Source organism: Pseudoalteromonas sp. MER144-MNA-CIBAN-0113 (genome assembly GCF_040308965.1).
Classification (GTDB): domain Bacteria; phylum Pseudomonadota; class Gammaproteobacteria; order Enterobacterales; family Alteromonadaceae; genus Pseudoalteromonas; species Pseudoalteromonas tetraodonis.
Genome location: NZ_JBEOOG010000002.1, coordinates 25,535 through 51,808, shown reverse-complemented (window position 1 = coordinate 51,808; position 26,274 = coordinate 25,535). Strand labels below are relative to the sequence as shown.

Annotated in this window: 20 protein-coding genes; 14 read left to right on the top strand and 6 right to left on the bottom strand. The window is 41.3% G+C overall.

Annotated elements, in window-relative coordinates; genetic code table 11:
• Positions 1 to 61 precede the first annotated feature (61 nt).
• A complete protein-coding gene (locus AAEY57_RS00925; RefSeq protein ID WP_024601719.1) occupies positions 62 to 814 on the top strand; it encodes a divergent polysaccharide deacetylase family protein in 753 nt (250 codons plus the stop codon).
• Positions 815 to 872: 58 nt separating this feature from the next.
• Here AAEY57_RS00925 and AAEY57_RS00920 read toward each other — a convergent pair whose 3' ends face one another.
• From AAEY57_RS00920 to ftsY, 5 genes are all read right to left on the bottom strand, one after another.
• A complete protein-coding gene (locus tag AAEY57_RS00920) occupies positions 873 to 2,744 on the bottom strand; it encodes a methyl-accepting chemotaxis protein (protein ID WP_138765435.1) in 1,872 nt (623 codons plus the stop codon).
• Positions 2,745 to 3,072: 328 nt separating this feature from the next.
• The gene (gene rpoH / locus AAEY57_RS00915) at positions 3,073 to 3,936 is read right to left on the bottom strand and encodes an RNA polymerase sigma factor RpoH (RefSeq protein WP_013465954.1); all 864 of its coding nucleotides are present in this window, start codon (positions 3,934 to 3,936) and stop codon (positions 3,073 to 3,075) included.
• A 241-nt stretch (positions 3,937 to 4,177) separates the two neighbouring features.
• Complete coding sequence (gene ftsX / locus AAEY57_RS00910; protein ID WP_028835596.1) at positions 4,178 to 5,164, bottom strand: permease-like cell division protein FtsX; 987 nt, start codon at positions 5,162 to 5,164, stop codon at positions 4,178 to 4,180.
• On the bottom strand, positions 5,161 to 5,838 hold the full coding sequence (gene ftsE, locus AAEY57_RS00905) for a cell division ATP-binding protein FtsE (RefSeq protein WP_008114891.1): 678 nt from the start codon (positions 5,836 to 5,838) through the stop codon (positions 5,161 to 5,163). Before ftsE ends, ftsX begins: the two co-directional genes overlap by 4 nt.
• Positions 5,839 to 5,931: 93 nt before the next feature.
• Positions 5,932 to 8,049: a signal recognition particle-docking protein FtsY gene (gene ftsY / locus AAEY57_RS00900; RefSeq protein ID WP_350605746.1), complete on the bottom strand. Its 2,118-nt coding sequence runs from the start codon at positions 8,047 to 8,049 to the stop codon at positions 5,932 to 5,934.
• 205 nt (positions 8,050 to 8,254) lie between these two features.
• Here ftsY and rsmD point away from each other — a divergent pair, with 205 nt between their 5' ends.
• The 13 genes from rsmD to AAEY57_RS00835 all read left to right on the top strand — a co-directional run bounded on the left by rsmD (position 8,255) and on the right by AAEY57_RS00835 (position 23,702).
• Positions 8,255 to 8,860, top strand: coding sequence for a 16S rRNA (guanine(966)-N(2))-methyltransferase RsmD (gene rsmD, locus AAEY57_RS00895; RefSeq protein ID WP_350605744.1), 606 nt, complete (start codon positions 8,255 to 8,257; stop codon positions 8,858 to 8,860).
• 145 nt (positions 8,861 to 9,005) lie between these two features.
• Positions 9,006 to 9,221: a 30S ribosomal protein S21 gene (rpsU, locus tag AAEY57_RS00890; protein WP_002957797.1), complete on the top strand. Its 216-nt coding sequence runs from the start codon at positions 9,006 to 9,008 to the stop codon at positions 9,219 to 9,221.
• Between the two features lie 19 nt (positions 9,222 to 9,240).
• Positions 9,241 to 9,687 carry a GatB/YqeY domain-containing protein gene (locus AAEY57_RS00885; RefSeq protein WP_008114877.1) on the top strand — a complete coding sequence of 149 codons (447 nt, stop codon included), beginning with the start codon at positions 9,241 to 9,243 and terminating at the stop codon, positions 9,685 to 9,687.
• Positions 9,688 to 9,847: 160 nt separating this feature from the next.
• The gene (gene dnaG / locus AAEY57_RS00880; RefSeq protein WP_350605742.1) at positions 9,848 to 11,599 is read left to right on the top strand and encodes a DNA primase; all 1,752 of its coding nucleotides are present in this window, start codon (positions 9,848 to 9,850) and stop codon (positions 11,597 to 11,599) included.
• 124 nt (positions 11,600 to 11,723) lie between these two features.
• Complete coding sequence (rpoD, locus tag AAEY57_RS00875; RefSeq protein WP_010391796.1) at positions 11,724 to 13,565, top strand: RNA polymerase sigma factor RpoD; 1,842 nt, start codon at positions 11,724 to 11,726, stop codon at positions 13,563 to 13,565.
• Positions 13,566 to 13,636: 71 nt separating this feature from the next.
• Positions 13,637 to 14,518, top strand: a complete 882-nt coding sequence (gene prmA, locus AAEY57_RS00870; protein WP_054202602.1) for a 50S ribosomal protein L11 methyltransferase — start codon at positions 13,637 to 13,639, stop codon at positions 14,516 to 14,518.
• Between the two features lie 282 nt (positions 14,519 to 14,800).
• Positions 14,801 to 15,772 carry a tRNA dihydrouridine synthase DusB gene (gene dusB, locus AAEY57_RS00865; RefSeq protein WP_024601713.1) on the top strand — a complete coding sequence of 324 codons (972 nt, stop codon included), beginning with the start codon at positions 14,801 to 14,803 and terminating at the stop codon, positions 15,770 to 15,772.
• A gap of 19 nt (positions 15,773 to 15,791) precedes the next feature.
• A complete protein-coding gene (gene fis, locus AAEY57_RS00860) occupies positions 15,792 to 16,082 on the top strand; it encodes a DNA-binding transcriptional regulator Fis (RefSeq protein WP_002957804.1) in 291 nt (96 codons plus the stop codon).
• A gap of 331 nt (positions 16,083 to 16,413) precedes the next feature.
• Positions 16,414 to 18,000 (top strand): bifunctional phosphoribosylaminoimidazolecarboxamide formyltransferase/IMP cyclohydrolase, encoded by a 1,587-nt coding sequence (purH, locus tag AAEY57_RS00855; RefSeq protein ID WP_024601712.1) that lies wholly within the window; start codon positions 16,414 to 16,416, stop codon positions 17,998 to 18,000.
• 109 nt (positions 18,001 to 18,109) lie between these two features.
• Positions 18,110 to 18,928, top strand: a complete 819-nt coding sequence (locus AAEY57_RS00850) for a class I SAM-dependent methyltransferase (RefSeq protein WP_013465965.1) — start codon at positions 18,110 to 18,112, stop codon at positions 18,926 to 18,928.
• 14 nt (positions 18,929 to 18,942) lie between these two features.
• Positions 18,943 to 20,229 (top strand): phosphoribosylamine--glycine ligase, encoded by a 1,287-nt coding sequence (gene purD, locus AAEY57_RS00845; RefSeq protein ID WP_024601711.1) that lies wholly within the window; start codon positions 18,943 to 18,945, stop codon positions 20,227 to 20,229.
• A gap of 95 nt (positions 20,230 to 20,324) precedes the next feature.
• The gene (locus AAEY57_RS00840; protein ID WP_024601710.1) at positions 20,325 to 22,865 is read left to right on the top strand and encodes an EAL domain-containing protein; all 2,541 of its coding nucleotides are present in this window, start codon (positions 20,325 to 20,327) and stop codon (positions 22,863 to 22,865) included.
• 21 nt (positions 22,866 to 22,886) lie between these two features.
• Entirely contained in the window at positions 22,887 to 23,702 is an 816-nt protein-coding gene (locus AAEY57_RS00835; RefSeq protein WP_024601709.1) for a DUF2797 domain-containing protein, read from the top strand.
• On the opposite strand, the gene AAEY57_RS00830 is transcribed toward AAEY57_RS00835, so the two are convergent.
• Positions 23,675 to 26,203: an EAL domain-containing protein gene (locus AAEY57_RS00830; protein ID WP_024601708.1), complete on the bottom strand. Its 2,529-nt coding sequence runs from the start codon at positions 26,201 to 26,203 to the stop codon at positions 23,675 to 23,677. The two genes, AAEY57_RS00835 and AAEY57_RS00830, sit on opposite strands and share 28 nt — an antisense overlap.
• Positions 26,204 to 26,274 lie beyond the last annotated feature (71 nt).

Sequence of the window (26,274 nt, the reverse complement as noted above, 5' to 3'; positions counted from 1 at the left end):
TAAATTATTTTAAACACGACAAAGATAATAAAAATTATAAAACGTGAAAACTATAAATTTAATGGTGTTAGCTGGGCTGTTTTTAGCCTTATTTGCAACATCGAGTGCTGTTAAAGCCAAGCAAATAGCCATAGTGATCGATGACATAGGTTATCATCAACGTGATTTAGAATTCCTGAGTTTACCTGGGCAGTTGTCCTATTCAATATTGCCCCACACCCCCTATTCTCAAATATTTGCAACCCTTGCTAGTCAGTCAAATAAAGAGCTCCTGTTGCATGTTCCTATGCAGGCTTTAAATGGTAAAAAACTCGGGCCTGGTGCGCTCACTTTAAATATGGATAAAGCACAACTTCAACAAACGCTCGGGAATGCGCTGGCCAGTTTACCGCAAGTTAAAGGAGTTAATAACCATATGGGCTCTGCGCTGACTCAACAAAGCCAAGCAATGAAATGGACCATGGAAGTACTCAAAAAACGCCAGCTGTATTTTCTTGATAGCCGTACAACTGAATTAAGCCAAGCTCAGAATGCAGCCAACTTTTTGGGAGTGGAAAACATTAGCCGACATGTATTTTTAGACAATATAACGACCACAGAGCAATTACAATTAAGATTAGAAGAGCTAAAATCAAAAGCAACTAAGTATCAGTTTGCCATTGCAATAGCGCATCCCTACCCCGAAACCATCGATTTTTTACGCCACGCTTTGCCGCAATTAAGTGAGCAAGGATTTGAACTGGTGCCAGTATCGCAACTGGTCGAACGTAAATATGTACAAATAGCTCAACAACAAGCTATTTCATTAAACTGATGGGGTAAGTAAACACCCTACCCCGTCAGTTAATTTAACTCACTTAAGCGCATTATACTTATAAAATAAACGTCGCTACTTTGGCATTTAAATCTGTAGCTCTGTCTTTTAATACTTCAGCTTGGCTTAAATGCGCAGTTGCTGAGGCAGTAATTTCATCGGTTACATCTTTAATGGCGACCGTATTTCGAGTAATTTCATTAGTCACTTGCGTTTGCTCTTCTGCTGCAACCGCTATTTGACCCGCCATATCAGAAATTTCATTCACTGCTAAGGTGATTTCCTCTAGTGCATGAGCTGCTGCATTAACATCATCCACACTATTGTTAGCATACCCCTTACTGCTGTCCATCAAGCTCACTGCTTTTTTGGTCGTATTTTGTAAGGTTTCTATGGTGGTGTAAATTTCTGCTGTGGAGTTTTGCGTTCTTCTTGATAGTACACGCACCTCATCGGCAACCACTGCAAAGCCACGCCCTTGTTCACCAGCACGGGCAGCCTCTATTGCGGCATTGAGTGCTAAGAGATTTGTTTGCTCAGCAATTTCTTGAATGGTGGTCAAAATACTCGATATAGCCTGAGCATGTAAGCTTAGTTCGCCAATGACGGTGGTCGTTTGGTCTATTTCACCCGCAAGTGAATTAATCGTATTTCTGGTTTTATCAACTAACAGTTTACCTTCACGACTACTTTGCGCTGACTGTTGTGATGCCGTCGCGGTATTTTCGGCATTAGCAGCAATCTCATGGGTTGCACTCGCCATTTCTGTGACCGCAGTGGCAACCATCGCCACTTCTTGTTGCTGACGCTGCAACTCACTGACACTGTTTTGATTAGTGATTAAGCTTTTCTCTGCATCAAAATCTAAATCAGTAGCTAACTGGCGAATATGGCTTATAAGCTCATGCTGGCTACTTACAAAGCGATTAAAACTATCAGCCAGTACCCCAACTTCATCTTGTGTATCAACACTAATACGCTGGGTCAAATCACCGTTACCATCAGCAATTGTTGATAGCGCTTGTGATACTCGGCTTAACGGCGCAAGCAACACACTTAATAACCATGAAATAGCCAACACGCTCAATAAAAGTGCCACACTGACTAATACGAGTTGAGTTACTAATAAACTAATTAACGGTGCCTCTAAGGTTTCTTTATCCAGTACAAATAGCAACTGCCAATCGGTATTATTTATATTTTCACCCCAAACAAGCTTCTCTCGGCCTTCATCTTTAAAATAAAGGGGAGTAAATTCACCGTTTTGACTATTAGATAAAATGAATTGGTGATTTATTTTCGAGTCAATATGCGTAATATTTGCCATTACTTTTTTAGTGTCTTTATAGGCAATCACAGTGCCATCTTGATGCATCATGATGGCATAGCCATTTGCCGGTAAAGACATAGTATTAACATCATTAACTAAAGACTCAATCGATAAATCACCCGCTACCACGCCACTTTGTGTGGTTTTAGCAATAGAAACAACCAACTGATTAAACGCAGTATCTAAATAAGGTTTGGTAATTACGGTGCCATTTTTCAGCTGTGCTTGTTTATACCATGGACGAGTGCGCGGGTCGTAGCCGGTTCGATCAATACTTGGATCAGAGTCAGTCATTTTCCCGATACTATCTCCAAAGTAAGTTAATTGAAAACCACCGGACACTTGGGCTTGCTGTAATGCGCTGAGCGTATTGCCCTCAACCTTACTCGCAACTGACTCTATGATCTGCTGACGACTAGCTAGCCAATCTTCAATACTCGCAGCTTGTTGCTTACCAGACTGACTTACATTATCAATACTGCTTTTTAACAGTAACGCTTTTTGAGAGGTGTAGCTATTCCACGATAGCAATACAATAATAACGGCTAGGGCAAGAACCACCGATAGCAAGATCTTTTTCTTTAGTGAATATGAGTTCATATTGAGTGTAAATACTCGCGTTAAATGAAATTGAAAGGCAATAAGCACAGCAATTAATAATTTAATTTAGGCTACGGTTTGAACGACAAGTCGCTCAGGTGCGCGAATATTTTCATATACCCAAATTAAAAACAAACTAAAATCATGTATTTAAATTAAAACCAAACTTATTCATTAACTTTAACTAGGGTATATTTAATTAAAAGATATACAGATGTGACTAGAGGTAAGCAAAATAAGAAAAACGATACTTTTTGTTAACCTCTTTTTTTTAACTAAAAAAAAGCCCCGCATTTTCATGCAGGGCTTTATAACTTTTTAAGTACGATTAACTCATCGCGCTTTGTAATTTTTTCATTGCTGTTTTTTCCAGCTGGCGAACACGCTCTGCTGATACGCTGTATTTTTCAGCCAACTCTTGCAGTGTTGCTTTATCATCTGACAACCAGCGTGCGCTAACGATATCTTGAGAACGCTCATCAAGGGTTTTCAAAGCGCTAAATAATCGCGTATGCGACTGCTCTTGCCATTGTTGCTGTTCAATGTCGTCAGCTAGGTCAGCAGAACCATCCGTTAAGTATTGCACTGGTGAGTAAGTACTGGTTGGCGCATCGTCGTTATCGTCGCCTGTTAAGTCAAAGCCCATGTCTTGGCCGCTCATACGCGATTCCATTTCACGCACTTCTTTTTCACTCACACCTAGCTCGCTCGCTACTGTGCTAACTTCAGCTTGATTAAACCAGCCTAAACGTTTTTTGTTTTTACGAAGATTAAAAAACAGTTTACGTTGCGCTTTGGTTGTCGCAACTTTTACGATACGCCAGTTTTTAAGCACAAACTCATGAATTTCGGCTTTGATCCAATGAACCGCAAATGAAACCAAACGTACACCCACTGATGGGTCAAAACGTTTTACTGCCTTCATCAGTCCAATGTTACCCTCTTGAATTAAATCAGCTTGTGGTAACCCGTAACCCGAGTAGCTTTTAGCTATGTGCGCTACAAAGCGCAAATGCGACATAATGAGTTGCTTTGCAGCACTAAGATCGCCTTCTTCCTGAAGTTTTTTTGCAAGTTCCTGCTCTTGCTCAACTTTAAGCATAGGAATAGTACTAACAGCTTGAAGATAGCCGTCCATACTTGCGCTTTGTTGCCCAACTGTAAGTGCCATTGCGTATAAATCTTTACTCATTTTTCACCTCGGTGATAAACATTTGAAACCATCTTAGCACTCTTTTAGTAAGAGTGCTAACTTGAATTTAAAACTTTTTTGAATCATAAATCAAGTGGTTTTTTTAGTGTTAAGTCAGTCTACACTAGACGACTGAATAACCTATGAATTGGTTTAGCCAAAGCAAAGATTAATCTTTTTGCTTTGGCTTTTTATAATTTTAAACTTAAAACATGACAGTTTTAAGAATTATATTAGGGCCCTAAACCTTATCGGGTTCTATTTCTGAGATGTAACGGTTAACCGATAAGTAAGAACCAATAAAGCCTAAGCTAGTGGCCAACAATACCAACGCGCCAAATTCATTAAGGCTAAGCCCTATTAGCGTAAAGCTGGTTTGATATACCCCTGCAACACTGCTTACCGCAGCAGATAGCCACCACATCATTAATGCTACGCAAATAAAAGCAAACAATCCGCCAATCACGCCATACCAAATGCCAGTCCATAAAAAGGGGGCATGAATAAAGGTATTAGTTGCCCCTACGAGCTTCATTACCTGTATTTCTTCTTTTTTATCCATAATAGATAAACGAATTGTGTTGCCTATAATAAGCGTCACTGAGGTAAGTAATAATAGCGCAATCGTAATTACACTTTCTTTTAACAAACTGAGTAATGCATTTAGGCGCTCAAGCCAAGCAATATCAAGCTTACCAAAGTCAACTTCGCGTTCACCTTCAAGTTTTTTAAGCAATAGCTTAGCCGCATTAGGTTGGCTATGTCGCTGGGTTGGTGTAACTAAAACCACATTCGGTAATGGGTTACTATCTAGGTATTCTAAAGCCTGACCAAACCCAGACATTTCTTTGAATTCATCCAAAGCCTCAGTGCGAGAAATAAAAGTCACACTTTGTATTTCAGGATATAGCGCTAAGCGTTTAACTAAAGTTTGCGTTTCTTGCTCACTCATATCCTCTTTTACAAACAAGGATATTTCGCTGGCTTGCTCAAAACCACTACTCACTTGCTGCACATTTTTAACCACTAAGTATAACGTTGCGGGCAACGTTAAACTCAAACCCAGTACAGCAATGGTCATCATAGAGGCTAATGGCGTTCGCCACATTTCCCCAAGACTGTACACACCTTGGCGAAAAATATTAATAATGAAAAAGTAACCGCCAGAGAATACGGATTTTTTTTGTTTATCATTACTATTTTGACGGCTTTTGAACAGTAAACTCATAATACACCCTCAGCCAGTGGATCTTGGCTCATCCGCCCATCATGAAGCGTTAAGCTACGATACTTCATTCGTGATACTAACCCCAAGTCATGGGTGGCAATTAAAACCGTGGTGCCATGCTTATTAAAATCTTCGAACAGGCGTAATATTTCCATCGATAACTCAGGATCAAGGTTACCGGTAGGTTCATCAGCTAATAGTATAGGAGGAGAATTAACAATGGCTCGTGCAATCCCTACACGTTGCTGCTCACCGCCAGAGAGTGTGGAGGGATGACAGCGTACTTTATCTAACAAGCCCACTTTATCGAGCGCGCCATGCACACGCTTGGCAATTTGCTTGTGGTGAGTCCCTTCAATAATTAAGGGCAAAGCAACGTTATCGAACACCGTGTATCGTTCTAATAGACGATGATTTTGAAAAATAATACCAATGTCGCGGCGTGCATACGGAATTTGTCGTGAATTTAACTTATTTAAATCCACGCCATTGATAAACACATTGCCCGCAGAAGGGCGTTCCATCAAGCTAATAAGCTTTAACAGTGTACTTTTACCGGCACCACTGTGGCCCGTTAAAAAGGCCAATTCACCAGGCTTTATATGAAAGTTCACTTTTTCAAGCGCGCGGTGCCCACCGGCATAGGTTTTACTTACTTGCTGAAAATTTATCATTTTTTATTATTGCCAATTTATTGTGAGCCTTAGGCTTAAAAATAAAATGGTATTCCTCGCAATTAAAAAGGGAGCAGGCTCCCTTTTGGTAAATTAAGCGTCGTCCTCATCTTGACTAAATAGCGCGTCAATAAAGTCATCGCTCTTGAAGGTGCGTAAATCATCAATACTCTCACCTACGCCAATGTAACGAATAGGAATATTAAACTTATCGGCAACGGCAAAAATAACCCCGCCTTTAGCAGTACCATCGAGTTTTGATAGTGTGATACCCGTTAAACCTACGCATTGATTAAATAAGTTTACTTGGCTAATTGCATTTTGGCCGGTACCAGCATCAATAGTCAGCATCACCTCATGAGGTGCATCAGGGTCTACTTTTTTCATCACACGGGCTATTTTTTCAAGCTCTTGCATTAAGTTATCTTTATTTTGCAAGCGCCCTGCTGTATCGGCAATTAACACATCAACATTACGCGCTTTAGCGGCTTGAAAAGCATCAAATACCACTGAGGCGCTATCAGCACCAGTGTGCTGAGCTATAACAGGAATACTATTACGCTCACCCCAAACTTGAAGCTGCTCTACTGCTGCGGCTCTAAATGTATCACCGGCAGCAAGCATTACCGATTTACCTTGGTTTTGAAATTGTTTCGCCATTTTACCAATAGTGGTGGTTTTACCTACGCCGTTTACACCTACCATAAGGATAACGAAAGGTTTTTTGTCCGCTGGTATTTCTAAAGGCTGCTCTGCTGTTTTCAGCATAGTTGCCATTTCTTGCTTCATTAATTCATAAAGCGCATCACCATCTTTAAGCTGCTTGCGATCAGCGGCGTCGGTCAGGCTATCGATTAGCTTCATGGTGGTATCAACACCAAGATCGGCAGTGAGTAACTGAGTCTCTAATTCTTCAAATAACTCATCGTCAATTTTTTTACCGCTGAAAATTGAGGCAAAGCCAGAACCAATATTAACGCGTGTTTTCAGTAAGCCTTTTTTGAGGCGAGAGAAAAAACCTTCTTTTTTAGGTTTTTCCGCTTTTTTTGCTTCTTCCTCTGCAAGCTCTGTGGTCAGTCGCTGTTGCTCTAAGCGTTCAGCCTCTTCTTCAGCTGCAATACGTTCTTGCTCTAAACGTTCATTCTCTGCTTGCTCTGCTGCAATGCGCTGTTGCTCTAAACGCTCATGCTCAGCTTGCTCTGCTGCAATACGCTGTTGTTCTAAACGCTCATTTTCAGCTTGCTCTGCTGCAATACGCTGTTGCTCTAAGCGCTCATTCTCAGCTTGCTCTGCTGCAATACGCTGATGTTCTAAGCGCTCATTCTCAGCTTGCTCTGCTGCTATGCGTTGTTGTTCTAAGCGCTCATGCTCAGCTTGCTCAGCTTGCTCAGCTTGCTCTGCTGCAATACGCTGTTGTTCTAAGCGCTCATTCTCAGCTTGCTCTGCTGCAATACGCTGTTGTTCTAAGCGCTCATTTTCAGCTTGCTCTGCTGCAATACGCTGTTGCTCTAATCGCTCATGCTCAGCTTGTTCAGCCGCGATACGCTCTTGCTCTAACAACATTTTCGCTTCTTGTTCAGCTAAACGTTTAGCTTGCTCTTGTCTTTGCTGCTCTGCATCCGCCTGTTGTTTAGCTAATAGCTCAGCGTTAGCTTGTTCAATCGCTCGTTTTTCTGCCTCCGCCGCGCGTTGTGCTTGCGCCTGTTTTTCTTGTTCTAAACGTTCAGCTTCTGCTTTTTCAGCTGCTATACGCTCTTGCTCTAACAACATTTGCGCTTCTTGCTCAGCTAAACGTTGAGCTTGCTCTTGTCTTTGCTGCTCGGCATCTGCCTGTTGTTTAGCCAATAGCTCAGCGTTAGCGTGTTCAATCGCTTGTTTTTCTGCTGCCGCAGCGCGTTGTGCTTGCGCCTGTTTTTCTTGCTCTAAACGCTCTGTCTCTGCTTTTTCGGCAGCTATTTGTTGTTCGGCTTTTTCAGCTTGCTCTTGCGCTAAACGTTCTGCTTCAGCTTGTTCAGCTGCAATTCGGGCTTGTTCTAAACGTTCGGCTTCAGCTTGCAAACGCTCTGCCTCGGCTTTCTCTGCTGCTAAGCGCTCCTGTTCGGCTTTTTCTGCCTGCTCGTTTGCCAATGCTTGTTGTTTATCAGCTTCTGCTTGTTTTTTATCTGACTTGCCAAAACCGAGCCACGACATGAATTTACTTTTTTTTGCCATACTTGCTAATAACCACTTATAAAAATCTGATAAACTAACGATAATGATAGCGTGCTTTTAAGCCTGAATAATTGCTTTTTAGCAACACGTTATCCTCGAGGGTGCATAATAGTAACACTTTTAGCGCAGTTGAAAAATGACACGCCGTGATATGATTGCAATATTATCTGAGCTAGATCATAGATACCAATTTTTAGTGAGTTAAATGAGAAAAAAAATCACACCAAATAACACCACCCATAAATCAGTCGATGGCGTTATTAGAATCATTAGCGGCCAATTTCGCGGTCGAAAACTGCCAGTAAAAGACGTTCAAGGCTTGCGCCCTACAACCGACAGAATAAAAGAAACAGTATTTAATTGGTTAATGCACGATACCCGCGATGCGCGCACTCTCGATTGCTTTGCCGGTTCCGGAGGTTTAGGGTTCGAAGCGCTATCTCGCTTTGCTAAAAACACCACATTTTTAGAGCTTGATCCGTTAGCAGCAAAACAGCTAACGCAAAATGTTGCCACCCTTAATGCGCAAAATGCACAGGTACTCAATACTAATACCCTGACCTTTCTTGAAAGCAAAAACACCAATGACACATTTAATTTAGTTTTTATTGACCCGCCATTTCGCAAAAATTTAGCCCAATCATGCTGTAATTTATTAGAAAATAATCAATGGCTCGACCCTGACGCACTAATATATGTTGAAGTAGAAACCGAGTTAACTTCGTTCAAAGCACCTAATAACTGGTTGTTAATAAAAGAGAAAAAAGCTGGTCAAGTTTTTTGCAGGCTATACCAACGGCATGTAAATTAACACTGTTTTAGCGGTCGGGTTTCTGTTAATATTATCCTTTACATGTGGTGTTGCTTCGGATTACAATACCGCACCATTTTTGAACCACTTGATCAATGTTTGATCAACTTGAGCAACGCTCATAATTTAGGTAGGTGAATTTTTAATGCCAGTAATTAAAGTAAGAGAGAACGAACCGTTTGACGTAGCACTTCGTCGCTTCAAGCGTTCATGTGAAAAAGCAGGTATCCTTTCAGAAGTTCGTCGTCGCGAGCACTATGAAAAACCAACAGCTGAGCGTAAGCGTAAAAAAGCAGCTGCTGTTAAACGTCACATGAAAAAACTTTCTCGTGATAACGCTCGTCGCGTTAAATTATACTAATATATTAGGTCTTGTATAAATGAGCCTTTTAATAACGCTAAAAGATGCGCAAAAAGATGCGATGAGAGCTAAAGACAAACAACGTCTTAATCCTATTCGCATGGTACTTGCTGCAATCAAGCAACGTGAAATTGACGAGCAAATAACACTAGACGACGCAGGTATTACCTCCGTTATAGTGAAGCTTGTTAAACAACGTCGCGACTCTTACACTCAGTACAAAGATGCTGGGCGTGATGATTTAGCTGAAATTGAAGCCAATGAGATTACAGCACTTGAAGCTTTTTTACCTCAACAATTGAGTGAAGAAGAAATCATTGCTCTCATTGACGCGGCTATTGCTGATACTAATGCAGCAGGTATGCAAGACATGGGTAAAGTAATGGGTATAATCAAAAGCAAAGCCGAAGGTCGTGCCGATATGGGCAAAATCTCAGGTTTAATTAAGCAACGATTAACTGCCTAATACTCCCACATACATTAAGTATGATTGAAGTAAACCGAGCCTTGAGCTCGGTTTCTTCGTTTAGAGCACTTCAAAAAAATATGCATTTGTGTTCCAATCTCTGCGTATTATAATTCGCTTTTAACACTTTTATATTTACCTTAGGGCTGTACTTTAAACAATGGCTGGAAAGATCCCACGCAACTTTATCGATGATTTATTGGCACGAACCGATATTGTCGACCTGATTGACTCAAAGGTAGGGTTGAAAAAAGCGGGCAAAGACTATCAAGCTTGCTGTCCTTTTCACAATGAAAAATCGCCTTCGTTTACTGTATCGCAAGATAAACAGTTTTATCATTGCTTTGGCTGTGGCGCTAACGGCAATGCTATTTCTTTTGTTATGGAATATGACAAACTTGAGTTTGTTGATGCAATTGAAGAGCTAGCCAGTTTACTTAACCTAGATGTTCCTCGCGAACAAGGAAGTAGTAATGGCCCAGAACGCACCGCAGCACAAAAACGTTCAGACTACGATTTAATGCTCCATGCAGCGCGTTTTTATCAACACCAGTTAAAACATCATAGTAATTCTGAAACAGTCATAGACTATGTAAAAGGTCGCGGCTTAAGCGGCGCAACAGTTAAAAAGTTTATGATGGGCTATGCGCCCAGCGAATGGGAAGGCCTCTGCCAACAGCTTGGACGTAATCAAGAACAAAAAGAGCAATTAGTTGAGCTGAAGCTCGCATCTGAAAAAACGCCAGGTAAGCAATTCGATTTTTTCCGTGATCGTTTAATGTTTCCTATTCGTGATAAACGCGGTCGCGTAATTGCTTTTGGTGGCCGTGTAATGCAAGCAGATCAGGGGCCAAAATATTTAAACTCTCCTGAAACACGAATATTCCACAAAGGCTTTGAACTTTATGGCCTTTATGAAGCAAAACAAGCACATAAAAGACTCGATCATGTACTTATAGTAGAAGGTTATATGGACGTCGTTGCGCTGGCTGAACAAGGCATAGAATACGCAGTTGCCGCACTCGGCACAGCGACAACCAGCGAGCATATGCACACCTTATTTAGAACCACTGACAAAGTTATTTGTTGCTACGACGGTGACCGTGCAGGTAAAGATGCCGCGTGGCGCGCACTGGAAAATGCACTTCCTTACTTAAACGATGGCAAAGCACTGCATTTTGTATTTTTACCCGATGGTGAAGACCCTGATTCACTCGTTCAACAAGAAGGTAAAGAGGCTTTTGAGCAGCGGCTAGAAAACGCCGATGACTTCACTAAAGTGCTGTTTAATAAACTAAGTAAAGAGATTGATTTAACGCTCGATTCCGGTAAGGCTAAGTTACTCAGTGCAGCACTGCCATTAATTGAAAAAATCCCAAGTGAGTTCTATCAAGAAAATATCTTGGAGCAACTTGGCAGATTAATTGGTCGCACCCGTGAGCAACTCAATAATCACTTAAAAACACCAAAACAGCAGCAGGCAATTGAACGTAAATTTAAAATTACACCGATGCGCCAAGCGATAGGCATTTTAGTTCAGCACCCTAATTTGGCAAAAAGCGTGCCCTACTTGCCTGATTTAGCACAAATGAATATTGCAGGAATCGGCTTGTTATTACGCCTACAACATCAAGCGTTACAAAAAGATGGCATTACCACTGCACAAATTCTTGAATCATTTAGAGGTACTGATGACTATGAGCCATTAACTAAGTTGGCTACATGGCAACATCAAATAGATGAAGAGCGTTTAGAGACTGTTTTTCAAAATACTTTTAAATTTATTGAAGATCAGTGTTTAAATTATCGACTAGAGACCCTATTAATAAAAGACAAGACACAGGGCTTAAATAGCGATGAACGACTAGAATGTCATTTGCTAATGACAGCGTTAAAAACGACTAACGGCTAGTCAGATTTGATTTAGGCTGTTATACTGTGCTATTCACTGCGTCACATTATTCTGGTTAGCCTTTGAGCAAACTCCATGATGGCGCCTGTTGTATCAACTTATCAGAGTGGAAGAAACAATCTCTATGGATCCAACTCCTCAGTCACAATTAAAACTTCTGATTCAAAAAGGTAAAGAGCAAGGTTACTTAACTTTTGCAGAAGTTAATGATCACCTTCCACAAGATATTATCGACTCAGATCAAGTAGAAGATATCATTAGCATGATTAATGACATGGGTATCAAGGTTAGCGAAAACGCGCCTGATGCTGATGAATTAATGATGCAAGAAACCACGACAGACGAAGACGCAGCGGAAGCTGCCGCTGCAGCCCTTGCTACTGTAGAAAAAGAAATCGGCCGTACAACAGACCCTGTTCGCATGTACATGCGTGAAATGGGTACTGTTGAACTTCTTACCCGTGAAGGCGAAATTGTTATCGCTAAACGTATTGAAGAAGGCATTAACCAAGTACAGATTTCGGTTGCTGAATACCCAGAAGCGATCACTTACCTACTTGAACAGTGGGATAAGTTTGAAGCAGAAGAGATGCGCCTTAGCGACATTATCTCTGGCTTTTTCGATCCTGATGCAGACGAAGCACCACCAATTGCTGCCACTAACATTGGTTCTGAATTAAGCGAAAAACAGCTTGATGACAGCGACGATGATGATGACAGCGATGATGAAGACGAAGAAGAAGTAGATACAGGTCCAGATCCTGAAGAAGCGCGCATCCATTTCGAAAACTTACGTGATTTATACACTAAAGCACGTGAAACATTCGATAAAAAAGGTCGCTCTCATCCAGAATCTCAAGCCGCTATTTTAGAAATTGGTGAGTTGTTCAGAACCTTTAAACTTGTGCCTAAGCAATTTGACCGCATGGTTAATAACATGCGTGAAATGATGGACCGAGTTCGCGTTCAAGAACGTCTTATCATGAAGCATGCAGTACAAGTTTCAAAGCTTCCAAAGAAAACCTTTGTTAAGCACTTTGCAAACAACGAAACTGACACAGCATGGCTTGATATTGAAATTGCAGCTAACGAAAAGCATTCAGCTAAACTTGAAGAAGTGAAGCCTGAAATACTTCGTTGTATTAGCAAACTTTCTTCAATGGAAGAAAGCACTGGCTTAAGCATTGAACGTATTAAAGATATAAACCGTCGCATGAGTATTGGTGAAGCGAAAGCGCGCCGTGCTAAAAAAGAGATGGTAGAAGCGAACTTACGTCTGGTAATTTCAATCGCTAAAAAATACACCAACCGTGGTTTACAGTTCTTGGATTTAATTCAAGAAGGTAATATTGGTTTGATGAAAGCGGTTGATAAGTTTGAATACCGTCGTGGTTATAAGTTCTCAACTTATGCTACGTGGTGGATCCGCCAAGCAATTACTCGCTCTATTGCTGACCAAGCAAGAACGATCCGTATTCCAGTACATATGATTGAAACGATCAATAAATTGAACCGTATTTCACGTCAAATGTTACAAGAAATGGGTCGTGAGCCAAATCCAGAAGAATTAGCTGAACGCATGATGATGCCTGAGGATAAAATCCGTAAGGTACTTAAGATTGCAAAAGAGCCAATTTCAATGGAAACACCGATTGGTGATGATGAAGATTCGCACTTAGGCGACTTCATTGAAGATACTACTATTGATTCGCCTATCGATTCGGCAACAATGGAGTCTCTTCGTGGCGCAACTAACGATGTGCTCGCTGGCTTAACTGCCCGTGAAGCGAAAGTACTGCGTATGCGTTTTGGTATTGATATGAATACCGACCACACGTTGGAAGAAGTAGGTAAGCAGTTTGATGTAACACGTGAGCGTATTCGTCAAATTGAAGCGAAGGCACTACGTAAATTACGTCACCCTTCTCGCTCTGATTTACTGAAAAGCTTTTTAGACGCTAAATAATCTAGCGTTACATTATGAGTTAACTCAAAAGGCCGCTGTAGCGGCCTTTTTTCTATTTCAAGGAAATAAACATGGCTTGGATCCAAATCCGTATCAATGCCAATGCTGCAACCGCAGATGCAGTTAGTGACTTATTAATGGAAGCTGGTAGTGCTTCTGTTACTTTTATTGATGCTAAAGACACCCCTATTTACGAACCCAAAATTGGCACTGTCGTTTTTTGGGCTGATACCACCGTAATTGGTCTGTTCGAAGCTAATCACGATATGAACGCCGTGGTTGCGTTATTAAAGCGCCATGATGAGCTCAAAGACAATTTAGTTTACAAAATCGAGCAACTCGAAGACAAAGATTGGGAACGTGAATGGATGGATAACTTCCACCCTATTCAATTTGGCGAAAAACTATGGATTTGCCCTAGCTGGCGCGATATTCCAGACCCTGACGCAGTCAATGTACTACTTGATCCAGGCCTTGCATTTGGTACTGGCACGCACGCCACCACCGCGCTGTGTTTAAAGTGGCTTGAAAGCCAAGACTTAAGCGGCAAAACAGTAGTCGATTTTGGTTGTGGTTCAGGCATATTAGGCATTGCAGCAATTAAACTAGGTGCAGAGCGCATGATAGGGATAGACATTGACCCGCAAGCGCTAGAAGCAAGCCTAGATAACGCTAATCGTAATGGCGTTGCTGACAAGCTTGAAGTTTATCTACCAGAAAACCAACCTGAATTTACAGCCGATATTGTTGTGGCAAATATTTTAGCGCAACCTCTGCGTGAGCTTCATAGTGTGATTTTAGGATTATTAAAACCAGGCGGTAAAATTGCCATGTCGGGCATTTTAGAAGAGCAAGCAAAATCGGTTGCCGATATATATGCGCCCTTTATTGAACTTGATGAGATTGCCATTGAAGGCGACTGGACCCGAGTCAGTGGCATTAAAAAAGCATAATAGTGCGTTTTTTCAAAGTTTAGAGTATTAACTCAAAAGTCGTTTCTAGAGCCTGTATTTAACAGGCTTTACTATTTTTTTACATAATAAAAAATAAAGATTTTTTATTATAAAAACAACGACCGTTCAAAATTCACACAAATAAACCGCTTCGTCATACGGTTATCAAATGTCAATACGAAAAGAGCAAAAAAAAGTCACTTTTGTTCAATTTATAGCCTTTGATTTTTGCGCAAAAAGCCGTAAACTTAGCGCCCCTTGAAAAGAGGCCTATTGAATATCGTGCGTATCGGTTCATACCAACTTGAGAATAATGTCATTGTCGCGCCTATGGCGGGCATAACAGACAGACCATTTAGACAGTTATGTCGTCGTTTAGGCGCTGGCCTTGCTGTGTCTGAAATGCTGTCGTCTAATCCGAAGGTTTGGAAAACCGAAAAGTCGATGAACCGAATGGATCATTCTGGTGAGTCGGGTATACGTGCGGTGCAAATTGCAGGAGCAGACCCTGAGCTTATGGCACAGGCCGCACAATTCAATGTTGCAAACGGTGCACAGATCATAGATATCAATATGGGGTGCCCAGCAAAAAAAGTGAACAAGAAACTTGCAGGCTCAGCCTTATTACAGTTTCCAGAACTCGTGGAAGAGATTATTGATGCCGTAGTAAATGCGGTTGATATACCTGTGACACTTAAAATCCGTACCGGATGGGATCAGGACAACCGTAATGGTGTAGAGATTGCAAGAATAGCTGAACGTTATGGCATTGCATCACTGGCTGTACATGGGCGCACGCGCGCATGTATGTATAAAGGTGATGCTGAGTACGCCACAATTAGGGATATAAAACGTTCAGTGTCGATACCTGTCGTTGCTAATGGTGATATTACATCACCTGAAAAAGCAAAGCAGGTTTTGGACTATACGGGTGCAGATGCCATTATGATTGGTCGAGCCGCCCAAGGTCGCCCTTGGATATTTAGGGAGATAGACCACTATTTGCGAACTGGTGAACATATGCAGCCACCTGCTATAGCAGAGGTGCGCAGTATTTTAATGGAGCATTTAACCAACCTCCATGTGTTTTACGGTGAGCCAATGGGAGCACGAATCGCTCGCAAACATGTATCTTGGTATTTGCAAACCCATGACAGTGACGGTCAGTTTAGGCGAGTATTTAATGCGCTCGACAATTCAGAGGCACAGGTCGTCGCATTAGAGCAATACTTTAAAACACTAGCAGCTAACTAAGAAAGAAAGAGACTTTATAATGTTCGAACAAAACGTGACTTCTCCATTTATCACTAACCCTCATGTTCAGTCACACGAGAAACCGCAGCCATTGCGTGATGCAGTGAAAAAAGCTGTTCACCACTACTTAAAGCAGCTTAACGGTCAAGATGTGCAAGACGTTTACGACCTTGTTCTTTCTGAGCTAGAAGCGCCATTGCTTGAAGAAGTAATGACTTACACACGTGGCAATCAAACTCGTGCGGCAATTTTACTAGGTATCAACCGTGGTACTTTACGTAAAAAGCTTAAAAAATACGGTATGAACTAATACCAGCTATATTGAAACCGTAATCATTCTAACGAGCTAAATAAGCCCCTAACTGCGTTAAAAATTTTTTATGTAGAATAACTACACAGCAAATTTTTGCCTTGTTATTGACTTATTTCTTTGTCGTTATAATTGCTTACTAATCCAATACAGCTGGTATAAAGTATTTTGAGTAAAAAGCACCTTAGGGTGCTTTTTTTATTTGTAAAATTTATTAACGAAATTGCAAAATGCTCACGCTTTATGGGTCGTTATAAGTCGTTTTTTGAGTCGTAATCAGTTAAAATACGCGCTTCTAAGCTAGCTCATTAACTGAGGAAATCAAACTACAATGGATACACATCGTCCTATACGTCGCGCACTTTTGAGTGTGTCAGACAAAACCGGTATTGTTGAATTTGCCCGTGCACTAGAAGCACAAGGTGTTGAAATACTTTCAACTGGCGGCACGTGTAAACTACTTGCTGACAATGCAATTAAAGTAACTGAAGTATCAGATCACACCGGTCACCCTGAGATCATGGATGGTCGCGTAAAAACCCTACATCCAAAAATTCATGGCGGCATTCTTGCTCGTCGTGGCCAAGATGAAGACGTAATGGCAGATAACAATATCTCTGCTATCGACATCGTTGTAGTTAACTTATACCCCTTTGCGAATACTGTCGCTCAAGAAAACTGCAGCCTTGAAGATGCTATTGAAAACATCGATATTGGTGGCCCAACCATGGTACGTGCGGCAGCTAAAAATCACAAAGATGTGACGATTGTTGTTAACGCAAGCGACTACGACCGTGTTATTAGCGAAATGCAAAATAACAACGGCTCAACAACTTACAAAACTCGCTTTGACTTAGCTATTGCAGCGTATGAGCATACAGCGCAGTACGATGGCATGATTGCTAACTACTTCGGTAAAATGGTTCCTGATTACACAGAGGAAGCTGCTATCGATACTAAGTTCCCGCGTACTATCAATATGCAATTCACTAAAAAGCAAGATATGCGCTACGGTGAAAATTCGCATCAAGATGCCGCGTTTTATGTTGAGAACGACATCACTGAAGCGTCAGTGGCAACAGCGACTCAACTGCAAGGTAAAGCATTATCGTTTAACAATATTGCCGACACCGATGCTGCACTTGAGTGTGTAAAAGAATTTGATGTACCTGCGTGCGTAATTGTAAAACACGCTAACCCATGTGGTGTTTCAATTGGTGATAATATCTTAGAAGCATACGATCGCGCCTTTAAAACTGATCCAACGTCAGCGTTTGGCGGCATTATTGCTTTTAACCAAGAACTTGACGCAAAAACTGCACAAGCGATTGTTGAACGTCAATTTGTTGAAGTTATTATTGCGCCAAGCGTGAGTGCAGAAGCCGCTCAAATAGTATCAGCTAAACAAAACGTACGTTTATTAGAGTGTGGTGAGTTCTCTGCTAAAGGCACAGGCCATGACATTAAACGCGTTAATGGCGGCGTTCTAATTCAAGACCGTGATTTAGGTATGGTAACGCAAGGCGACTTAACGGTTGTTTCTAAGCGCCAGCCTTCTGAGCAAGAGCTTAAAGATTTATTATTCTGCTGGAAAGTGGCTAAATTTGTTAAATCAAACGCCATTGTTTATGCCCGCGACGGTATGACAATAGGTGTAGGTGCGGGCCAAATGAGCCGCGTTTACTCAGCTAAAATTGCCGGTATTAAAGCCGCTGATGAAAGCCTTGAAGTAAAAGGCTCAGTGATGGCATCAGATGCATTCTTCCCATTCCGCGATGGTATTGATGCAGCTGCAGAGGCTGGCATTACTGCTGTTATCCAACCAGGTGGTTCAATGCGCGATGAAGAAGTGATTGCGGCCGCTGACGAAGCTGGAATGGCAATGGTGTTTACCGGTATGCGCCATTTCCGCCATTAATCGCTTAAAGAGCTAACTGCTTCAGTTAGCTCTTTTTGTTTGCACCAAATTCACGTATTCTGCTTATTCTATAACCATGACTAAAAATTATAATGTGAAGGATTAGACGATGAAATTTGCACTAAAATCTCTACTGGTTGCCACACTGTCATTAAGCTCAACAATGGCGTTGGCACATAACCATGGCCACGACTCAGCATTAACAAATGCAGTTAAAGCAAGCGAGCGTAGCAGTGAGCGCGATCAATACCGCAACCCTGTAGAAACACTCGAATTTTTTGGCTTTAAACCATCTATGACCGTGGTAGAAATTGCCCCAGGTGGTGGTTGGTACAGTGAAATTTTAGCGCCAGCGCTGAAAGAGCAAGGCACCTATTATGCTGCGCACTTCCCTGCTGATTCATCGGTTGGTTATTACCAACGTTCTCTTGCTGGCTTTAAGGCTAAAATCGCTGAAGATGCCCGCTTTAGTCACGTTAAACTCACTGAGTTTGCCCCATCTACACATTTAGATATTGCTCCTGCGGCTAGCGCCGATATGGTACTGACTTTTCGTAATGTTCATAACTGGTACATGAGCAAAGATAAAGAAGCTGCAAGCAATGCGTTTAAGTCTTTTTACAAAGCACTTAAACCAGGCGGCACTTTAGGTGTGGTTGAACACCGCCTACCAGAAGAGCAAGATGATGAGATGCAAAAATCATCAGGTTATATGAAGCAAAGTGTGGTTATTGCACTTGCTGAACAAGCTGGTTTTGAACTTGAAGCAAAAAGCGATATTAATGCAAACCCTCTTGATACAGCCGATCACCCTAAAGGGGTATGGACCCTTCCACCGAGCCTTAGACTTGGCGAGCAAGATGCCGCTAAATATAAAGCCATAGGTGAAAGCGACCGTATGACGCTGAAATTTAAAAAACCGCTTTAAATAGGATATTCGCCATGAATGTATTAGTCATTGGCAGCGGCGGCCGCGAACACGCACTTGCGTTTAAGGCCGCTCAAAATACAAAAGTTAACACTGTTTATGTTGCTCCAGGTAATGCGGGCACAGCCCTTGAGCCAAAACTTGAGAACGTAGCAATTAACGTTGAAGACCTTGATGGACTGCTAAGCTTTGCACAACAAAATAATGTTGAGCTAACCATTGTTGGCCCTGAAGTACCGCTAGTATTAGGGGTTGTTGATAAGTTCCGTGAACACGGCTTAGCTATTTTCGGCCCAACCGCCGGTGCTGCCCAGCTTGAAGGGTCTAAATCGTTCACTAAAGACTTTTTAGCACGCCATGCTATTCCAACCGCTGATTACCAAACGTTTGAACAAATCGACCCTGCGCTTGCCTATTTAAAAGAAAAAGGCGCACCGATTGTTATTAAAGCCGATGGTTTAGCGGCTGGTAAAGGCGTGATTGTTGCTATGGACGAACGCGAGGCTGAAGAGGCTATTCGCGATATGCTTGCGGGTAATGCCTTTGGTGACGCCGGTAGCCGTGTGGTCATTGAAGAGTTTTTAGAAGGTGAAGAAGCGTCGTTTATTGTCATGGTTGATGGTAAAAACGTACTGCCGTTTGCAACCAGCCAAGACCATAAACGCGCTTACAATGGCGATCAAGGTCCTAACACTGGCGGTATGGGTGCATACTCACCAGCGCCTGTAGTAACCGATGAAATTCATCAGCGCATTATGAACGAAGTGATCTACCCAACGGTAGAAGGTATGGCTAGCGAAGGCCATCCGTACACTGGCTTTTTGTATGCAGGCTTGATGATAGATGAGACAGGCACACCAAAGGTTATTGAATATAACTGTCGTTTTGGCGACCCTGAAACACAACCTATGATGCTACGCTTACAATCAGACTTAGTTGAATTGATTGAAGCTGCTAACCGTGTAGAGCTTGATAAAACCACCATTGAGTTTGATTCACGCGCTGCAGTAGGTGTTGTTTTAGCCGCTAAAGGCTACCCTGATAGTTACCCGAAAGGCGATGCTATCAGTGGCTTGAAAGTAACTTACCCTGAAGGCGAAAAAGTCTTCCATGCAGGGACTAAGCAAGACGGCGATAGCATAGTGACTGCCGGTGGTCGTGTACTGTGTGCTACTGCACTGGGTAATACAGTTACACAAGCGCAGCAGCGTGCCTATAAACTGGTTGATGAAATCAACTGGGATGGCATGGAATACCGTACTGACATTGCTTATCGCGCAATTGCTCGTGAACAATCATAACGATTGATAACTAACGAGTAAATTTTATAAAAGCGCAGATTATCTGCGCTTTTTACTGCTACACTATAAAAAAGTAATCTGGACATAGATTAATATTGGAATTTAAAACCTTGCGCTACCATGCGGTAGCAGTTGTAATACTTATTTTTATCTTTTTTATTATCAGCACATTGGCAACAAACTTTGTGATGCCATCACGCTATACCATAGATAAAATAACCCCTGTTTACCTCGATCATGCGTATTACATAGACAAAAGCAAAACACAAAGTTTTGAAGAAGTAATGACCAAGCAGGCGCTATTTACACAGCAAGAATTTAACGATATACCTTGGAGCTTTGAACAGCAAAATTATTGGTTACGCCTCGATTTAGAAAACAAAAGCAGCCAACAAGAAGATGTGGTTGCCCACTTTGATAACCCGATGGTAGATCATCTCACCATATATCGGCTCAATAGTAACAACCAACTACTCGACACTTATAAGCTTGGCGATAAAGAGCCACGTCTTACTTTATTTAAGTACAGCGTGCCCCACATTCGCTTTAACCTCGATGGCCAATCTACACAACGACTAATTATAAAAATAGATACTGTGGGGATCAGTAAAACTCCAATTCACTTATATCGCCATAATGTATTTGTTGACTTAGTTCGCTCACAAACAGGCATTTGGGGAATTTTCGCGGGTGTCTTATTAATGGCCTCACTATATAACCTATTACTCTATTTTGGCATTAAAGACCGCGTGTACTTAGTTTATATTGGCTACATTATTAGTGCTATAGCATTAATGGGCACCGTTCTGGGGTTTGGTTTTTATTTATGGCCGCTAGAATGGCAGTTGTTTATTCACGAAAAAATAATTGTCGTTAATTACACTATTGCGTTTTTCACTCTCGCTTTTTGCACCATGTTTTTGCGATATCATAAAGACCGTTGCTGGCGTTATAAATTAAGTGTTGGTTTACTCTGGCTAATGCTAGTGCTCGGTACATTAAGCTTTTTTATTCCCGAAAATATAGCTGCCCCCATATTTTTTGTAATTTTGGGATTACTTTATATCGTCTGCTTTATTTTAATTTATAACAAATTAAAAAGTGGCTTTAGATGGGCTAAGTTTTACGTATTTTCATGGGTGCCATTGATTATTGGTGCAGCCATTCAGCCTTTAGAGCTTACAGGCGTTATCACTTATAGCTTTTCAATACGTCATGCTTTTTTAATGGCCATCTTATGTGAAATTGTCCTCATGGCCATGGCACTTGCCGATCGGGTTCGTTATCAGCGTGAGCGCGCTTTATATCATGCCACGCATACCCAGCAAACAAAACTGCTCAATAGCGCAAAGTTAAAGTATGCCTTTATGGCACTCAAAGCCCAGCAACGTTCCACCACTTTATGTTTGGTTAAAATACGTCATTTTAACTCGCTAAATACCATTATTACGCCCTCCCAAGGATATGAATTAATTAAGCATGTTGCGCACGAATTAGAATGCCAATTGAGCTTTGAGAGAGAATTTTTTAACTTAAGTAATGGCATTAATCAACCCGCTAAAATTGCTGATTTAGGTAGCGGTGTTTTTGCCTGTATCTCGACTAAAAACCAAAGCCCACACACGCTCGAAGAGTTATTAAAAAGGGTAGTAAATAAGTTACCAAAAACCTATCAAATCAAAGGGCTAGACTTACAACTCAATTACAGCGTGGGGATTAGTGCCTTTGGTAAACGTGATGACTTTGAATTTTGGTTGAAACGAGGCTACTTGGCATTACATAACGCTAAACATAGTCTAAGTAAGGTAAGCTCATCATCTGCGGACAGCAGTTTAGCTATGGACGTTGCGCTTGCTGCTAAGCTTCAACAAGCGATAAGAACGGATCAGCTCGCTCTGTTTTATCAACCACAAATTAGTTTAAAAGATAACAGTGTCAATGGTGCCGAAGCCCTACTACGCTGGCCTAATACTGAGTTTAAAAACATTTCCATAGAAAAACTAATTCTACTTGCCGAACACACCGGTATTATTAATGAATTAACACTTTGGGTGATAGAGCAAGCCTGCAAAGACATTGCAAAACTGGCAAATGAGGGCGTAACTGAACATAGTATTAGCGTTAATTTAAGTGCAAAAAACCTAGCCATTGCCAATTTAACCGAAAAAGTAGAAAACCTTTTAATAAAGTATCAGGTTGCCCCTCATTTATTGAAGTTTGAGCTGACTGAATCAGCGTTTGTCGAAAATCAAGATGCGTTAGTCACCTTAGTTGGTGAACTCGCCACACTTGGCGTTAAGGTGGTGTTAGACGACTTTGGTACTGGTTATTCATCACTTAGCTACTTAGTTAACTATCACTTTAATGAACTTAAAGTAGATAAGTCGTTTGTGTATGATTTAACCGATAACCGGGCTCATCAGGTCATTGTGCAAACAGCTATAGATATGGCGCATAACTTGGGCCTTACTATCACGATTGAGGGCGTAGAAACTCAAGAAGTTCACCAGTTGCTCAACACCATGAAAGCTGACCGTACCCAAGGCTATTTGTACGCAAAAGCACTCTCTTATGATAATTATTTAGACTTCTTGAACAGCCAATACCGCCTAAAAATGTTAAGCTCCCCTTTTTAACATCTTTGGGGCCAAGTAAAGATGCAAGGTACACTGCGTAAATTAAAGTCGAGCTTAACAGAACCCGTTCAATATCATTTACCTGTAGGTGATGAACTGGTTGATTTAAATGCTTTAATAGGTAAACAATTGACTCTCACTTTTAGTGGCACAATTTTGTGTTCTAACTGTGGCAAAAAAACAAAAAAAAGCTATTCTCAAGGGCATTGCTTTGTATGTATGCGCAAGCTTGCAAGTTGCGACATGTGTATCATGAAACCTGAAACCTGCCATTACGATCAAGGCACCTGCCGCGAGCCACAATGGGGTGAAGAAAACTGCATGATCCCGCATTATGTGTATCTAGCTAATACATCAGGGTTAAAAGTAGGCATTACTCGCCACACCCAAATACCTACCCGTTGGATTGACCAAGGGGCAACCCAAGCATTACCTATTTTTAAAGTACAAACTCGTTTACAGTCGGGCTTAGTGGAAGTGGCGCTCGCGCAGTTTATTGCTGATAAAACCAATTGGCGCAATATGCTCAAAGGACAAAACGACGTTCTTGATTTAAAAGCAGCGGCTGCTGAGCTTATTCCACAAATTAGCGAAAAACTAACCGAGCTGAGTGAGTTATTTGGCGCAACCGCTATTGAACAGCTTGACCAAGACGTTGTGAATCTTGATTTTCCTGTAAGCGAATACCCAAGCAAAATCAGCTCATTTAACTTCGATAAAAACCTCGTTGTTAGCGGTATTTTACAAGGTATAAAAGGTCAGTACTTAATTTTTGATAGCGGCGTTATTAATATTCGTAAGTTCACCTCTTATGAAGTGAGTGTAGACTCAGAATAACCTTTTGCTGCTTGGTTATAAAATGCTATCCACTGCTGCTGCGTTAATGGATGGCAATAATAATAGCCCTGAATAACATTGCAGCCTATTTCGACTAAGTGTGCCTCTTGCGAGGCATGCTCAACGCCCTCAGCAACCACATCCAATCCTAAACTTGTCGCCATGGCTATAATGGCCGCCACAATTTGGCTATTGCCATACTCATCAGGAATCTTAGCAATAAAGCTCGCATCAATTTTTAATGTATTAAACGGTAATTTGGTTAAATAACTGAGTGCAGAATACCCCGTACCAAAATCATCCAGCGCAATATGCACGCCCAGCGCTTTGAGCTGTTGTAGTTGCTCTTTTGCCTGTGAAAACGAGCTAATAAAGCTGCTTTCGGTCAGCTCAATTTCAAGTAAGCTGCCAGGTAATTGGTAACGAGTAAGCATAGCTTTAATATTATCAGCCAACTTACCTTGGCTTAAATGACACGCAGAGACATTAATTGCTAAACGTCCGGCATCAATCCCCTGCGCTTGCCAAAGGGTTAACTCTTTACCTGCTTGGTTTATAACCCATAAATCTAAACGCACCACTAAACCTAGCTCTTCAGCAAGCGGAATAAACTGCGCTGGTGAAATAGTGCCTAAATCAGGGTCATGCCAACGCAGTAGTGCTTCAGCTCCCATAATCAACCCTGTTTTTAAACATTGCTTAGGCTGAAAATAAAGCTCAAACTCATTATTTTCTAGCGCATGTTGAAAGCGACTCATCATCGCTAAACGCTCTAAAGATCGTGCATTCATTGAGGGTTGAAACAACTGAAACGAATTGCGACCGACATCTTTTGAGCGGTACATGGCAATATCAGCATGCTTTAATAATGTTTCACTGTCTAAGCCATCATCAGGGTAAACAGCCGCCCCTATAGACGCGGTAACACCAACCTCAAATCCTTCAAGCTTAAACGGTGTATTTAAGTGATTTAAAATACTCTCAGCAAGGGTGATAGCACCTTCTACATTGTTTATTTCGCACAATACAATAAACTCATCTCCCCCTAATCGCGCCAGCGTATCTCCCTCATTGAGGGTGTTAATAATGCGCTCAGAGACTAATTTTAATAAGGTATCACCGGCATTATGGCCTAAGCTGTCATTCACCTCTTTAAAACGGTCAAGGTCAATAAACATTACCGCTAACATTTGTTTATCTCTGTGTGCTGAGGCGAGTGCCATAGAGAGTCTATCGTTAAATAAACGCCGGTTAGGTAAGCCAGTTAGCTCATCAAAATACGCTAACTGCACCACTTTTTCTTCTGCGCTTTTTCGCTCAGTTATGTCACTAAAAATAGCGGCGTAAATCACCTCACTATGACTTGGCTCTTTTATTTCTATAATACTGAGCCACTCAATATAAATATCACCACACTTTTTACGATTATGAATTTCCCCCTGCCATACCCCTGTTTTGGCAAGCGAATCCCACATTTTTATATAAAAGTTTTTATCATGACGCCCTGAACTCAACATATTAGGCCGCTTACCTATCACCTCATATTCTTTGTAACCGGTTAGATGAGTAAATGCAGGGTTTACTTGCATAATCACTCCATTCGAGTCGGTGATCATGATGCCATCTAGGGAGGAGTCGATAATTTTATTGGCTAAAAATAAGTTACGCTGCGAATGCTGCAATGCAATATCACGCTGCTGAAGTACTTTTTCAAGCTCACAACAATAAGCCGTTTCAATTTCATTAATTAAGTTTTCAAGCGATAATACACCGTTAATTTGATTATTTTCGCTAACCACCAAATGCCGAATATTACTTTCAGACATCAACCTGTACGCATCAAAAAGGCTGTCTTGGGGGCTTATCTGATAAAGGGGGCGGCTAGCTAAATCCCAACAAACAAGATGATTGTGCTGCTCGGTGATGAGCTTTAGTAAGTCGCGCTGGGTAATAATGCCATGAACATTTTCATCCTCATTAAACACCAAAATCACTTTCTCTGCATATTCACGCATCATGCTCACCGCGTCATTGATTGCCAATGAACTCGGTACTATCCGTATGTTTTTATTATATTGATCATTAATAGGTCTAAATTGTAAGTAATGCTCTAGCCCTTGATTGTTTACAATATCTGTAATGCTGATCACGCCGCTGGGAATGTCATTTGTATCAGTGACTAACAAATGCCTTACACCCTGCTTATTAAACACCATGGCCGTCTCGGTTAATAATTGTTGGCTGGGCACACTTAGTACAGGGCTCGACATAACGCTTTCAATCGCTAACTGCCTAAGTGAGTGATTAGAAAAGTTAAGTGTTAAACAATCGGTTTCAGTCCATACGCCTATTATTTGTTGCTGTTGTTTTACAAAAATAGCGCTAACATTGTGCGCTCGCATTAGTTTCACCGCTTCAATTAAAGGGGTATCCTTAGCGCAGGCGATCACCTTATTGGTAAAAACATCGCATACTTTTTGATAGCGGCTAGTGTGAGGCATTGCTTCTACTTCCAAAATTAAACCAATTAATGATTATAAATTATTCAGTAAAAAACAATTTGATTTAGGAC

Bases quoted from the DNA above. Each gene is read 5' to 3' on its own strand.
- AAEY57_RS00925 (WP_024601719.1), top strand. From the start codon at position 62: ATGGTGTTAGCTGGGCTGTTTTTAGCCTTATTTGCAACATCGAGTGCT.
- AAEY57_RS00920 (WP_138765435.1), bottom strand. From the start codon at position 2,744: ATGAACTCATATTCACTAAAGAAAAAGATCTTGCTATCGGTGGTTCTT.
- rpoH (WP_013465954.1), bottom strand. From the start codon at position 3,936: ATGAGTAAAGATTTATACGCAATGGCACTTACAGTTGGGCAACAAAGC.
- ftsX (WP_028835596.1), bottom strand. From the start codon at position 5,164: ATGAGTTTACTGTTCAAAAGCCGTCAAAATAGTAATGATAAACAAAAA.
- ftsE (WP_008114891.1), bottom strand. From the start codon at position 5,838: ATGATAAATTTTCAGCAAGTAAGTAAAACCTATGCCGGTGGGCACCGC.
- ftsY (WP_350605746.1), bottom strand. From the start codon at position 8,049: ATGGCAAAAAAAAGTAAATTCATGTCGTGGCTCGGTTTTGGCAAGTCA.
- rsmD (WP_350605744.1), top strand. From the start codon at position 8,255: ATGAGAAAAAAAATCACACCAAATAACACCACCCATAAATCAGTCGAT.
- rpsU (WP_002957797.1), top strand. From the start codon at position 9,006: ATGCCAGTAATTAAAGTAAGAGAGAACGAACCGTTTGACGTAGCACTT.
- AAEY57_RS00885 (WP_008114877.1), top strand. From the start codon at position 9,241: ATGAGCCTTTTAATAACGCTAAAAGATGCGCAAAAAGATGCGATGAGA.
- dnaG (WP_350605742.1), top strand. From the start codon at position 9,848: ATGGCTGGAAAGATCCCACGCAACTTTATCGATGATTTATTGGCACGA.
- rpoD (WP_010391796.1), top strand. From the start codon at position 11,724: ATGGATCCAACTCCTCAGTCACAATTAAAACTTCTGATTCAAAAAGGT.
- prmA (WP_054202602.1), top strand. From the start codon at position 13,637: ATGGCTTGGATCCAAATCCGTATCAATGCCAATGCTGCAACCGCAGAT.
- fis (WP_002957804.1), top strand. From the start codon at position 15,792: ATGTTCGAACAAAACGTGACTTCTCCATTTATCACTAACCCTCATGTT.
- purH (WP_024601712.1), top strand. From the start codon at position 16,414: ATGGATACACATCGTCCTATACGTCGCGCACTTTTGAGTGTGTCAGAC.
- AAEY57_RS00850 (WP_013465965.1), top strand. From the start codon at position 18,110: ATGAAATTTGCACTAAAATCTCTACTGGTTGCCACACTGTCATTAAGC.
- purD (WP_024601711.1), top strand. From the start codon at position 18,943: ATGAATGTATTAGTCATTGGCAGCGGCGGCCGCGAACACGCACTTGCG.
- AAEY57_RS00835 (WP_024601709.1), top strand. From the start codon at position 22,887: ATGCAAGGTACACTGCGTAAATTAAAGTCGAGCTTAACAGAACCCGTT.
- AAEY57_RS00830 (WP_024601708.1), bottom strand. From the start codon at position 26,203: ATGCCTCACACTAGCCGCTATCAAAAAGTATGCGATGTTTTTACCAAT.